The sequence below is a fragment of the Roseobacter sp. HKCC-CH-9208 genome (genome assembly GCF_037805125.1).
Classification (GTDB): domain Bacteria; phylum Pseudomonadota; class Alphaproteobacteria; order Rhodobacterales; family Rhodobacteraceae; genus M30B80.
The window spans coordinates 411,896-423,755 of record NZ_JBBLYK010000001.1 but is presented as its reverse complement, the minus strand read 5'-3'; the positions used below and the strand labels follow the sequence as shown (position 1 = coordinate 423,755).

The following is an 11,860-nucleotide window of genomic DNA, read 5'->3' as shown; positions in this document are numbered from 1 at the left end:
TCCATCATAGCTTTGCGCCGCAGCAAAAGAAAGCGGGTAAGCTTGCAATCGGCAAAGCCTCGCGCAGACGTGAGAGGCGCGTGAGCTTTAGCCTTGCGCCTCAAAGGCGGCGGTTTCCCATGCCAACATCGCGCGTTTGACGGGCAGGCCCCAATGATAGCCCCCCATCTCGCCCGATTTGCGCAAGGCGCGATGGCAGGGAATAAGCAGCGAGATGGGATTGCGCCCCACCGCCGTGCCAACCGCCCTGACCGCCTTTGGCGCGCCAATGGCTGCTGCAATTTCGGAATAGGTGGTGACATGGCCTGCGGGCACATTCATCAGCGCCTCCCAAACCTTGATCTGAAACGGGGCGCCTATTAGGTGCAAAGACGCCTCGCCCTTGGCGCTTAGGGCGGCATTTGCCCATGGGGCGATGGCCGCTTGGTCGTGCTGCAAATCGGCTTTGGGCCAACGTCTTGTCATATCCGCCAAACAGGCCGCTTCTCCCATCTCAGCGGCAAAGCCAAGCCCGCAAATCCCGCGATCTGATGCAACGATCAAAGCGGGGCCAAAGGCGCTGTCAAACCATCCGAAGCGCAGGGTCAGGCCCGCGCCGCCTTTGGCATAGTCACCGGGGGCCATGGCCTCCCATCGCAGGAATAAGTCATAAAGCCTGCCCGTGCCAGAAAGCCCCGTCAGCACAGCTGTTTCAAGCGTGCTGTGGCGCGTGGTCAAAAGCGATTTCGCATGGCCAAGCGTCAGGAATTGCGCATAGCGCTTGGGTGAGATGCCCGCATAGCGCGAAAAGACCCGCTGCAAATGCGCAGGGCTTAGCCCGATTTTAGCGGCCAGATGGTCAAGGTTACTGGCCACAGCAGGGTTTTCATCAATCAGGGCGATGGCGCGGGCAATGACGCCATAGTGATACTCGGTTTCACTGTCGGTGGTCTTCATCGCGCGGCTTCGTCCCTATTTGCTCTGATGTGCCTACACTAAACCTACGCGAGGCCTTGGTGCCGCGCGACCCGAAACTTGCGCAAAAGCCCTTCAACAGGGCTTGCGCCCGCGCGCCCCAATCGCCACAAGAGGCCATGGCACGCCAATTGGATTACAGCACCCTTGTCGAAATCTTTTCCCGCTTTGAGGCGGCTGAACCCGAACCCAAGGGCGAGCTTCACCATGTCAATGTCTACACGCTTTTAGTGGCTGTTGCCCTTTCCGCACAGGCCACAGATGCGGGCGTGAACCGCGCCACTGCAAAGCTCTTTCAGATAGCGGATACGCCGCAGAAAATGCTGGAGCTGGGCGAAGCGGGGCTGATTGAACATATCAAGACCATCGGGCTTTATCGCAACAAGGCCAAGAATGTGATCAAAATGGCGCAAATCTTGGTGGAAGAACATGATGGTGTCGTGCCTGCCTCGCGCGCCGCGCTTCAGGCGTTGCCAGGGGTAGGGCGCAAAACCGCGAATGTGGTCTTGAACATGTGGTGGCGGCAGCCCGCGCAGGCGGTGGATACGCATATTTTCCGCGTGGGCAATCGAACGGGCATTGCCGTTGGCAAATCAGTCGATGCGGTTGAGCGCGCGATTGAGGATCATGTCCCCGCCCCATACCAACTGCACGCCCATCACTGGCTGATCTTGCATGGCCGCTATATCTGCGTGGCGCGCAAACCCAAATGCGGGGCGTGCCCGATCATAGACTTGTGTCAATTCGAGGAAAAAACCCAATGAGCAATACCTATGATCTGGTCGGCATCGGGAATGCCATTGTTGATGTGATCGCACATGGCAATGACGCGTTTTTGGCTGACATGGGAATTGACAAGGGCATCATGCAATTGATCGACAAGGATCGCGCCGAGACGCTTTATGCCGCGATGACGGATCGTGTGCAGACCGCTGGCGGATCGGTGGCCAATACAATCGCAGGTGCGGCCAGTTTGGGGCTGAAAACCGCGTTCTTGGGTAAGGTCAAAGACGATGAGTTGGGCCGATTTTACGCCGATGGCATGCGTGCCGATGGCAGCGATTTTCCCAACCCGCCCGTGGCAGACATGGATTTGCCCCCCACATCGCGCTCGATGATTTTTGTCTCATCAGATGGTGAGCGCTCGATGAATACATATCTTGGGGCAGGCGCTGATTTTAACGAGGCGGATGTGGATGTCGACACTGCCAAAGCCGCGCGCTGGATGTTTTTGGAGGGCTATCTCTATGACAAACCCGAAGGCAAGTCCGCCTTTACCCTTGCAGGTCAGGCCTGCCGCGCGGGCGGGGGCAAAGTGGGGATCACCCTGTCTGATCCGTTTTGTGTGGACAGGCACCGCGATGATTTTCGCAACCTGATTGCGCAAGGTATGGATTTCACCATTGGCAACCATGAAGAATGGCTCTCGCTCTATCAGACCAGCGATCTTGACGCGGCCTTGGCCGAGGCCGCGGGGGCGTGTGGGCTGATTGTCTGCACCCATTCGGGCGAGGCGGTGAAGATCATCCACCAAGGCACGCGTTGCGAGGTTGCTGTAAACCCCGTCACCCCTGTGGATGCAACAGGAGCGGGCGACCAATTCGCCGCGGGGTTCTTGGGCGGGATGGCGATGGATGTTGGCATTGCGCGCGCAGGCGAGATGGGTGTGGCTGCGGCGGCAGAGGTGATCGCCCAAATCGGCCCGCGCCCCAAGCGCAGCCTGCGCGCGGTATTCGCCGATCAAAACTTGATCTGATCAATCGCCCAGTTTGGCGTGCACCTCGTCTAGATCAATCTCGCCAATGGGCATTTTATTGGCAGGGTTTGATCCGCATTACATCATCCGTCAATCACGCAATAGCGATGAGAACTTGCAGGCGCTTGCGCAATTCTTCACCATATCGCAGGAACAGGCGCAGGGGCTGTTGAACACGCCGCATTTGTTAGACGACTAACCCCTGCCAAAGCCAAAGCCAAAAGGGGGCAGCAAAATATGCCGCATGAGTACGATCCGCAGAATATCTTTGCCAAAATCCTGCGCGGGGAGATTCCAAACAACACGGTCGCTGAGACTGATCATTGTTTGGCCTTTCACGATATCGGGCCACAGGCGCCGACCCATATTCTGGTGATCCCCAAAGGGGCCTATGTGACCTATGATGATTTTGCACAAAACGCGTCAGACGCGGAAATCTTGGATTTTGTGCGCCTAACGGGGCGGCTGTGCAAAGAGCTTGGCCTGTCCTTGGCTGAAGGGGGGCAGGGCTATCGCGTCATCTCCAACGCGGGCGATCATGGTGGACAAGAAGTACCGCATTATCACCTGCATCTTTTGGGTGGGGCGGCTTTGGGGCCCTTATTGGCGAAGCGCTCAGGCTGATTGCGTGAGCGAGACAAAGACATCCTGCAAATCGGGTTCTTGGGTTTTCACGTCACGAATGCCCACGCCCGCAACCCGCAGACTGTCTAAAATCGCCGCAGGGCTAGTTTTGGCGCGGCTATAGCTAAAGACCAATGCACCATCGCTGCGCCGCTCAAGGGTTACGCCTTGCGGGGCGGTGACAGCATCGCTTGGCCCTTCTGGCAAGATCACAAGGCTTTTTTGATCCATCTGCGCCAGTAAGTTTTCGGTGCGGTCGCGCGCGATCACCGCGCCGTGGTTGATGATGGCGATTTCATCGCACATCTCCTCAGCTTCTTCCAGGTAATGGGTGGTCAGAATGATGGTCATGCCGCGCTCTTCATTCAGGCGACGCACATTGGCCCATAACATTTGACGTAATTCAATATCGACCCCTGCGGTTGGTTCATCCAAAACCAGCACATGGGGGTTGTGTATCAATGCCTTGCCAAGGAGCAATCTGCGCCGCATCCCGCCAGAGAGGGTACGGGCATAGGCTTCGGCCTTATCCTCAAGTCCAATGAGGCGCAAAACCCCCTCAACATCGCGTTGCGATTTTGGCATTCCATACAAGCCTGCCTGCACATCCAATGCCGCGCGGGGGGTGAAAAACGGGTCGATGTTCAATTCTTGGGGCATCACCCCGATAGAGGCGCGCGATTGGCGGGGGTTTTTGTCCTGATCAAACCCCCAAATTGTCACTTGGCCTGAGGTCTTGGTTACAAGCCCCGCCAGAATGTTGATCATCGTGGATTTGCCCGCGCCATTTGGCCCCAAAAGCCCAAAAATAGACCCGCGTGGAATGTCGAGATCAACGCCCTTCAGCGCCTCTTTGGCAGGGCTGCGCGCAGTGGCCGCGTAGGTCTTACGCAAATTGCGCAACTCGATGGCGTTTTCGCGTGGCATTGTCCTGTCTCCTCTTGCCCGATGGGAGGCAAACTGCGATATGAGGCAGATGTAAGCCTATGCTACGGCTAGGGCAAGCAGCCCGCGTGCGCACCGCGCGCAGACAGACAGGACAGGAGGAACGGCTCAATGACCATGGACGCCCCAGAAACCGAGATTGTCAGCCAATGGCGTGTGGCCTGCGATGGCGGGCAGGGCGCCTTGGGTCATCCACGGGTGTGGCTGTCCATTCCGCATGAAACGGGCCGTGTCGAATGTGGCTATTGCGACAAAATGTTCATTCACGAAAGCGCCGCCAAAAAGGCCAAGTCCTAAGCACCGCTTTCGGGTCGCATCCGCTCTGATGCTGCGCTAGAACAGGGGAAGCAAGACCCCAGAAACAAGCGCGGTGTGAATATGAGCGGATTTAGCAAAGGGTGCCACCTTCATCTCGTTGATGGCTCGGCCTTTATTTTTCGGGCCTATCATGCGCTGCCGCCGCTGACGCGCAAATCCGATGGCCTGCCCATTGGGGCGGTGTCGGGCTTTTGCAATATGCTTTTGAAAATGATTGTCGAGAATGGCGGCTCTGACGGGCCGACCCATGCGGCGGTGGTGTTTGACAAAGGCAGCCACACGTTCCGCAATGATCTATACGATCTCTACAAAGCCAATCGTGATGCCATGCCCGAGGATTTGCGCCCGCAAATGCCACTGACTCGCGAAGCCACGCGGGCCTTTAACCTCGCCTGTCTGGAGTTGGAGGGATACGAGGCGGATGACATCATCGCCACCCTTGCGCGGCAAGCGCGCGAGGCAGGGGGGCGCTGCACGATTATCTCATCGGATAAAGACCTGATGCAGCTTGTCGGCGGTGGGGTCGAGATGTTCGATGCGATGAAAAATGCGCGCATTGATGCTGACGGTGTTTTTGCAAAATTTGGGGTCGGGCCTGAGCGGGTGATTGATGTGCAATCCTTGGCGGGGGATAGTGTTGACAATATTCCCGGGGCGCCTGGCATCGGGATAAAAACAGCCGCGCTTTTGATCAATGAATATGGCGATTTAGACACGCTTCTGGCGCGGGCCGAGGAAATCAAACAGCCCAAGCGGCGCGAGGCGTTGATTGAGTTTGCCGATCAAATTCGATTGTCGCGGCAATTGGTCAGTCTCGATGCTCAAGTGCCGCTTGAAATCACCCTTGACGATTTAGAGGTTAAAGACCCCGAACCAGAGACGCTGATGCAATTTCTGGCCGCGATGGAGTTTCGCAGCCTGACCAAGCGTGTCGCGGATCATTTGGCGGTTGAGGCCCCTGAAATTCAGGCGAGCGCCGCGGCCCCTGCGCCTGCGGGCGGGGCGGCCCCCGCCGCACCAGAATTCCCTGCCTTTGATCATGGCCAGTATGTGACAATCACAACGCTTGAGGCGCTTACCCCATGGCTTGAGGCGGCGCGCGCGCAAGGGTTCATTGCGATTGATACCGAGACAACCGCCCTAGATGAGATGCGCGCCGAATTGGTTGGCGTGTCCTTGGCCACCAAGGCAGGGCGGGCCTGTTATATCCCTCTGCAACACCGCGCAGGCGGGGATGATCTCTTTGGCAGCGCCGTATTGGTCGAGGGGCAAATGCCGCTTGCCATAGCCCTAGATGCATTGCGGCCCGTGTTCGAGGATGAGTCCATCGTCAAAATCGGGCAAAATATGAAATATGACGCGAAAATCTTGGCCCGATACGGGATCAAGGTCGCGCCAATTGATGACACAATGCTGATGTCTTATGCGCTGCATGGCGGGTTGCACGGGCATGGGATGGATGCGCTCTCTGCGCGCTATCTCGATCATGAACCGATCCCGATTAAAACCCTGCTTGGGGCGGGCAAGGCCGCAATCACCTTTGACTTGGTCAAGATTGAAGATGCAGCCCCCTATGCGGCGGAGGATGCCGATATCACCTTGCGCCTGTGGCAGGTGTTCAAGCCTCAGTTGCATCAGGTGCAGGTGACACGGGTTTATGAAACGCTCGAACGCCCACTTGTGCCCGTTTTGGCGCGTATGGAAATGGCAGGGGTCTGCGTTGACCGCGATGTGCTGAGCCGTATGTCCAACGCCTTTGCGCAGAAAATGGCGGCGCTCGAGGCCGAAGCGCATGAATTGGCGGGCGAGGCGTTCAATCTGGCGAGCCCCAAACAACTTGGTGAAATCTTGTTCGACAAGATGGGCCTTGAAGGGAGCAAAAAGGGCAAGACGGGGGCCTATTCCACGGGGGCGGATATCCTCGAAGATTTCGCCGCCGCGGGTCACGAATTGCCTGCGCGCCTTTTGGATTGGCGCCAGATTGCCAAGCTGAAATCGACCTATACCGATGCGTTGCAAGATCATATCAACCCCGAAACGGGCCGCGTGCATACCTCTTACGTCATTGCGGGCGCGAATACAGGCCGTCTGGCCTCAACCGATCCGAACCTACAAAATATTCCCATCCGCAGCGAAGAAGGTCGCCGCATCCGCGAGGCTTTTGTGGCCCCTGAGGGGCGCGTTTTGGTCAGTTTGGATTACAGCCAAATTGAATTGCGCATTTTGGCCGAGATTGCGGGAATTGATGCACTCAAACAGGCCTTTCGCGAAGGGCAAGACATTCACGCCGCAACAGCGTCTGAAATGTTCGGCATCCCACTGGATCAAATGACCTCGGACATTCGCCGTCAGGCCAAGGCAATCAATTTTGGGGTCATTTATGGCATTTCTGGCTTTGGTCTTGCGCGCAATTTGCGGATACCACGCGCTGAGGCGCAAGGGTTTATCGACCGCTATTTTGAGCGTTTCCCGGGCATCCGTGATTATATGACCGCGACCAAGGAATTCGCCAAATCGCACCGCTATGTGCAGACCTTGTTTGGCCGCAAAATTCATACACCTGATATCGAGGCGAAAGGCCCCGCCGCAGGCTTTGCGCAGCGCGCGGCCATCAACGCGCCCATCCAAGGCACCGCGGCCGATATTATCCGCCGCGCGATGATCCGCATGGATCAGGCAATCGCAGATTTGCCTGCAACCATGTTGTTGCAGGTGCATGATGAATTGGTCTTTGAGGTGGATGAGGGCGCGGTGGACGCCCTGATTGCCCGCGCCCGCGATGTTATGGAAAGCGCGGCAAGCCCCGTTTTGCATCTATCTGTGCCGTTGGTCGTGGATGCAGGGCAGGGTAAGAATTGGGCCGAGGCGCATTGAGGGGGCGCACAAATCGGCCGCGCCCCCGCAAGGCGCTTGAGGGGCCAAGGCGGCTTGTGGCTTTTAACAAGCCCATGGATGTCCTAAGCCAATTTTCGCCCGATGGTCATTGGCGGGGGCTTTCGGATTATTTGGATCTGCCTGGCCTTTATCCTGCGGGGCGGTTGGATCGCGACAGCGAAGGGCTGCTGTTGCTGACCAATGATGGCCGACTGCAAGCGCAGATCACAAGCCCTGCCGCCAAATTGCCTAAGACCTATTATGCGATGGTTGAGGGCGCACCAAACCCCGATGCCGTTGGCGCATTGCGCGCAGGGATTACGCTAAAAGATGGGCCAACACGCCCTGCCGAGGTTGCGCAGGTGGCCGAGCCTGACTGGCTCTGGCCGCGTGTGCCGCCTGTGCGTTATCGTCAAACTGTGCCAGATCATTGGCTGCGCCTCACCATTACTGAGGGACGCAACCGCCAAGTGCGGCGGATGTGCGCCCATGTGGGTTTGCCTGTTTTGCGGCTTGTTAGGTGGCAAATCGGGGATTGGGTTTTGGGTGACCTGCCCCCTGCCGCATGGCGCGAGATTGAATTGCCCAAATAAAAAGGCGCGCAAGGCTTTTACCTTGCGCGCCCTTATCCGAATGTTGCGGGCTTTTAGGCCAGCATCGCCATTGGGTTTTCTAGATTGCGCACAATGGAGGCCAGTAATTCTGCCCCAAGTGCACCATCAATCGCGCGGTGATCCACGGAAAGCGTGACCGACATTACAGTCGCCACTTGCACCGCGCCATCCTCGCTGACGACAGGCTTTTTCACCCCTGCACCAACCGCCAAGATTGCGCCATGGGGTGGGTTGATAACGGCATCGAAATTATCGACCCCGAACATACCCAAATTGGAAATTGCGAAACTGCCGCCCTGATATTCATGCGGGGCGAGTTTCTTAGACCGCGCGCGTGCGGCCAGATCCTTCATCTCAGCCGACAATCGCGACAGGGATTTTTGATCCGCATCTTTGAGGACAGGAGTGAACAGCCCACCATCAATTGCCACGGCCACCGCAACATCAGACGGTTTCAGCTTGAGGATACGATCCCCCGCCCAAACCGCATTGGCATCTGGCACTTCCTGCAGGGCAAGGGCGCAGGCCTTGATGATGAAATCATTGACCGAAAGCTTGACATCCCGCGCCGCCAATTGCGCGTTCAGCTGGCCGCGGAAGGCAAGTAAATTGTCGATCCGAATGTCGCGGCGCAGATAGAAATGCGGGATGGTTTGCTTGGCATCGGTGAGGCGGGCGGCAACAGTTTTGCGCATCCCATCCAAAGCCACTTCTTCATAATCGCGGCCTTCGTAGATTTTCTTGATCTGATCTGCACCGGGCGAGGCGGGCAGAGCAGGCGCGCTTCGCGCAGGTGCCGCTGTCACCGCAGGGGCAGATGTAACCGCCTTGCCGCTTTCGACATCGGCCTTCACGATCCGCCCATGTGGGCCTGTGCCCTTCATTTTGGTCAGGTCGATGCCCTTTTCAGCCGCAATCCGCCGCGCAAGCGGTGAGGCAAAAACCCGTGCGCCCTCTGCCTTAGGGGCCGCAGGTGCAGGTGTGGGGGTTGCAGGTGTGGCTGGGGCTGATTGGGCTGCGGGTGCAGATGCCGCAGGGGCAGGGGCCGCTGCGGCGGGTGCCGCGCTCATATCCTCGCCCGCCTCACCAATAATGGCGATGGCGGTGTTGACCTTCACACCTTCGGTGCCCTCAGCCACAAGGATTTTGCCAATCACGCCTTCATCCAGGGCCTCGAATTCCATCGTGGCCTTGTCGGTTTCAATCTCGGCCAAGAGGTCGCCTGCTTGCACAGTGTCACCCTCTTTGACCAACCATTTCGCCAATGTGCCCTCTTCCATTGTGGGCGACAGGGCGGGCATTAGAATTTCGGTTGCCATAATCAGCCCCTCCTTAGCGATAGGTTACGGATTTGACCGCTGCGACCACTTCATCGGTGGTGACAAGGGCCAGTTTCTCAAGGTTCGCCGCATAGGGCATTGGCACATCTTTGCCCGTACAATTGATCACAGGCGCATCGAGATAATCAAACGCGTTCTGCATCAGATATGCCGAGATGTGATTGCCGATGGAGGCCACAGGGAAGCCTTCTTCGATCGTCACGCAGCGGTTGGTTTTTTGGACGGAGGCCAAAACCGTGCCGTAATCCAAGGGGCGCAATGTGCGCAGGTCGATCACCTCAGCAGAAATGCCTTCGGCGGCCAGACGTTCGGCGGCCTCCATGGCGTATGTCATGCCGATCCCGAAGGACACGAGGGTGACATCATCCCCTGCACGGGCAATTTTTGCCTTGCCAAACGGAATGGTGAAATCGGGCAGATCTGGCACCTCAAAGGTTTTGCCGTAGAGAATTTCATTCTCAAGGAAGATCACGGGGTTCGGATCTCGGATGGCCTGTTTCAAAAGGCCCTTGGCATCTGCGGCTGTATAAGGCTGCACCACCTTTAGGCCTGGAATATGCGCATACCATGCGGCGTAATCTTGGCTGTGCTGTGCGCCCACGCGGGCAGCGGCGCCGTTCGGGCCACGGAACACGATAGGACAGCCCATCTGACCGCCTGACATATAAAGCGTCTTTGCCGCCGAGTTGATGATCTGGTCAATCGCTTGCATGGCAAAGTTAAAGGTCATGAATTCCACGATTGGGTTCAGCCCGCCAAAGGCCGCACCGACCGCGATCCCTGCAAAGCCATGCTCGGTGATGGGGGTGTCGATCACGCGCTTTGCGCCGAACTCATCCAACAAACCTTGGCTGATCTTATAGGCACCTTGATATTCACCGACCTCTTCGCCCATCAAGAACACATTGTCATTGCCGCGCATTTCTTCGGCCATGGCATCGCGCAACGCTTCTCGCACGGTTTGCGTTTTCATCGGCGTGCCTTCGGGCCAATCGGGGCTTTGATCTGCCACGGGCGCCGCAGGGGCCGCGGCCACAGGTGCGGCAGGTGCCGCTTCTGCAACGGGGGCCGCAGAGGCGGGGGAGGCTGCCGCAGGGGTCGCGCTCATATCTTCGCCCGCTTCGCCGATGATGGCGATGGCGGTGTTCACCTTCACCCCTTCGGTGCCCTCAGCCACAAGGATCTTGCCGATCACGCCTTCATCGACCGCCTCGAATTCCATCGTGGCCTTGTCGGTTTCAATCTCGGCGAGAATATCACCCGCTTGCACGGTGTCGCCTTCCTTAACCAGCCATTTGGCCAAAGTGCCTTCTTCCATCGTTGGCGAAAGGGCGGGCATCAAAATTTCGGTTGCCATTGGTTTATCCTCTCCTTCCGCTCACGCGTCCGCGTAAATATCTGTCCACAATTCATCCAAAGGTGGCTCAGGGCTTTCTTTGGAGAATTCGGCGGCCTCATTCACGATGTCTTTGATTTCTTTATCAATCGCCTTGAGGTTGTCCTCAGAGGCGTGACCGCCCGTCAGCAACAATTGGCGAACATGTTCAATCGCATCGCGCTTTTCGCGCATTTCCTGCACTTCTTCGCGGGTGCGATATTTCGCAGGGTCAGACATCGAATGTCCGCGATAGCGATAGGTTTTGACCTCCAGAATGTAAGGTCCTTTGCCAGCGCGGCAGTAGGCAACGGCGCGTTGCCCCGCATCTTTGACCGCCAGAACATCCATCCCGTCAACCTCTTCGCCCGCGATCCCATAGGCCGCGCCGCGCTCCCATAGGCTTGGGGATTTTGTTGAACGCTGCACTGAGGTGCCCATCGCGTATTGGTTGTTCTCAATCACAAAAACAACAGGCAGCGACCACAGCTCGGCCATATTATAAGTCTCGTAGACCTGACCTTGGTTGGCTGCACCATCGCCGAAATAGGCAAAGGTGACGCGATCATTGCCGCGATATTTGTCCGAGAAGGCCAGACCCGCACCCAATGGCACTTGCGCGCCCACGATGCCGTGGCCGCCGTAGAAATGTTTCTCTTTCGAGAACATATGCATCGAGCCGCCCTTGCCCTTGGAATAGCCCCCGATGCGGCCCGTCAATTCGGCCATAACACCCTTGGCATCCATCCCGCAGGCCAGCATATGGCCGTGGTCGCGATAGGAGGTGATCCGCTTGTCGCCTTCGCTGGCCGCGGCCTCTAGGCCGACAACAACCGCCTCTTGCCCAATATAGAGATGGCAAAAACCACCGATCAAACCCATGCCGTAAAGCTGACCTGCTTTTTCTTCGAATCTGCGGATCAGCAACATTTCGCGATAGAATTTTTTCAATTCATCAGGCGAAACATTTGATTTCGCTTTGGTTTTTCCGCTCGATGCGGGGGTCGGTCGTTTCGCGGCCATATCCTTGGGCCCTCCCATTCGAAAGAATAGTTTAACG

The 11,860-nt window shown here is 57.3% G+C and carries 12 protein-coding genes; 7 read left to right on the top strand and 5 right to left on the bottom strand.

Annotation, left to right across the window (positions count from 1 at the left end; all coding sequences use genetic code 11):
- Window positions 1-87: 87 nt before the first annotated feature.
- Window positions 88-936, bottom strand: coding sequence for a methylated-DNA--[protein]-cysteine S-methyltransferase (locus AAC621_RS02125; protein ID WP_340251749.1), 849 nt, complete (start codon window positions 934-936; stop codon window positions 88-90).
- 137 nt (window positions 937-1,073) lie between these two features.
- Between AAC621_RS02125 and nth the strand changes: the two genes are divergently transcribed.
- Genes nth through AAC621_RS02105 form a run of 4 tightly spaced genes read left to right on the top strand, consistent with a single transcriptional unit; the run spans window position 1,074 to window position 3,334 of the window.
- Window positions 1,074-1,718, top strand: coding sequence for an endonuclease III (gene nth / locus AAC621_RS02120; protein ID WP_340251747.1), 645 nt, complete (start codon window positions 1,074-1,076; stop codon window positions 1,716-1,718).
- Window positions 1,715-2,710, top strand: coding sequence for an adenosine kinase (locus AAC621_RS02115; RefSeq protein ID WP_340251745.1), 996 nt, complete (start codon window positions 1,715-1,717; stop codon window positions 2,708-2,710). The genes nth and AAC621_RS02115 overlap by 4 nt, the downstream gene beginning before the upstream one ends.
- 46 nt (window positions 2,711-2,756) lie before the next feature.
- Window positions 2,757-2,909, top strand: coding sequence for a DUF5928 domain-containing protein (locus AAC621_RS02110; protein WP_340251743.1), 153 nt, complete (start codon window positions 2,757-2,759; stop codon window positions 2,907-2,909).
- A 38-nt stretch (window positions 2,910-2,947) separates the two neighbouring features.
- Complete coding sequence (locus AAC621_RS02105) at window positions 2,948-3,334, top strand: histidine triad nucleotide-binding protein (protein WP_340251741.1); 387 nt, start codon at window positions 2,948-2,950, stop codon at window positions 3,332-3,334.
- Here AAC621_RS02105 and AAC621_RS02100 read toward each other — a convergent pair.
- A complete protein-coding gene (locus AAC621_RS02100) occupies window positions 3,326-4,261 on the bottom strand; it encodes an ABC transporter ATP-binding protein (RefSeq protein ID WP_340251738.1) in 936 nt (311 codons plus the stop codon). The two genes, AAC621_RS02105 and AAC621_RS02100, sit on opposite strands and share 9 nt — an antisense overlap.
- A 129-nt stretch (window positions 4,262-4,390) precedes the next feature.
- Here AAC621_RS02100 and AAC621_RS02095 point away from each other — a divergent pair, with 129 nt between their 5' ends.
- The 3 genes from AAC621_RS02095 to AAC621_RS02085 all read left to right on the top strand — a co-directional run bounded on the left by AAC621_RS02095 (window position 4,391) and on the right by AAC621_RS02085 (window position 8,064).
- Window positions 4,391-4,576 (top strand): zinc-finger domain-containing protein, encoded by a 186-nt coding sequence (locus AAC621_RS02095; RefSeq protein ID WP_340251735.1) that lies wholly within the window; start codon window positions 4,391-4,393, stop codon window positions 4,574-4,576.
- 81 nt (window positions 4,577-4,657) lie between these two features.
- The gene (gene polA / locus AAC621_RS02090) at window positions 4,658-7,471 is read left to right on the top strand and encodes a DNA polymerase I (protein WP_340251732.1); all 2,814 of its coding nucleotides are present in this window, start codon (window positions 4,658-4,660) and stop codon (window positions 7,469-7,471) included.
- 56 nt (window positions 7,472-7,527) lie between these two features.
- Window positions 7,528-8,064 carry a pseudouridine synthase gene (locus AAC621_RS02085; RefSeq protein WP_340251730.1) on the top strand — a complete coding sequence of 179 codons (537 nt, stop codon included), beginning with the start codon at window positions 7,528-7,530 and terminating at the stop codon, window positions 8,062-8,064.
- A 53-nt stretch (window positions 8,065-8,117) separates the two neighbouring features.
- On the opposite strand, the gene AAC621_RS02080 is transcribed toward AAC621_RS02085, so the two are convergent.
- Genes AAC621_RS02080 through pdhA form a run of 3 tightly spaced genes read right to left on the bottom strand, consistent with a single transcriptional unit; the run spans window position 8,118 to window position 11,823 of the window.
- Window positions 8,118-9,404 (bottom strand): pyruvate dehydrogenase complex dihydrolipoamide acetyltransferase, encoded by a 1,287-nt coding sequence (locus tag AAC621_RS02080; RefSeq protein ID WP_340251727.1) that lies wholly within the window; start codon window positions 9,402-9,404, stop codon window positions 8,118-8,120.
- Window positions 9,405-9,417: 13 nt separating this feature from the next.
- Complete coding sequence (locus AAC621_RS02075; protein WP_340251724.1) at window positions 9,418-10,782, bottom strand: pyruvate dehydrogenase complex E1 component subunit beta; 1,365 nt, start codon at window positions 10,780-10,782, stop codon at window positions 9,418-9,420.
- A 21-nt stretch (window positions 10,783-10,803) separates the two neighbouring features.
- Window positions 10,804-11,823: a pyruvate dehydrogenase (acetyl-transferring) E1 component subunit alpha gene (gene pdhA / locus AAC621_RS02070; protein WP_340251721.1), complete on the bottom strand. Its 1,020-nt coding sequence runs from the start codon at window positions 11,821-11,823 to the stop codon at window positions 10,804-10,806.
- Between the last annotated feature and the right edge of the window lie 37 nt (window positions 11,824-11,860).

What these genes read in the sequence shown, in the direction of transcription:
- AAC621_RS02105 (WP_340251741.1), top strand. Translation starts at nt 2,948, where the DNA reads ATGCCGCATGAGTACGATCCGCAGAATATCTTTGCCAAAATCCTGCGC.
- AAC621_RS02080 (WP_340251727.1), bottom strand. Translation starts at nt 9,404, where the DNA reads ATGGCAACCGAAATTCTAATGCCCGCCCTGTCGCCCACAATGGAAGAG.
- nth (WP_340251747.1), top strand. Translation starts at nt 1,074, where the DNA reads ATGGCACGCCAATTGGATTACAGCACCCTTGTCGAAATCTTTTCCCGC.
- AAC621_RS02125 (WP_340251749.1), bottom strand. Translation starts at nt 936, where the DNA reads ATGAAGACCACCGACAGTGAAACCGAGTATCACTATGGCGTCATTGCC.
- pdhA (WP_340251721.1), bottom strand. Translation starts at nt 11,823, where the DNA reads ATGGCCGCGAAACGACCGACCCCCGCATCGAGCGGAAAAACCAAAGCG.
- AAC621_RS02110 (WP_340251743.1), top strand. Translation starts at nt 2,757, where the DNA reads ATGGGCATTTTATTGGCAGGGTTTGATCCGCATTACATCATCCGTCAA.
- AAC621_RS02115 (WP_340251745.1), top strand. Translation starts at nt 1,715, where the DNA reads ATGAGCAATACCTATGATCTGGTCGGCATCGGGAATGCCATTGTTGAT.
- AAC621_RS02075 (WP_340251724.1), bottom strand. Translation starts at nt 10,782, where the DNA reads ATGGCAACCGAAATTTTGATGCCCGCCCTTTCGCCAACGATGGAAGAA.
- polA (WP_340251732.1), top strand. Translation starts at nt 4,658, where the DNA reads ATGAGCGGATTTAGCAAAGGGTGCCACCTTCATCTCGTTGATGGCTCG.
- AAC621_RS02100 (WP_340251738.1), bottom strand. Translation starts at nt 4,261, where the DNA reads ATGCCACGCGAAAACGCCATCGAGTTGCGCAATTTGCGTAAGACCTAC.
- AAC621_RS02095 (WP_340251735.1), top strand. Translation starts at nt 4,391, where the DNA reads ATGACCATGGACGCCCCAGAAACCGAGATTGTCAGCCAATGGCGTGTG.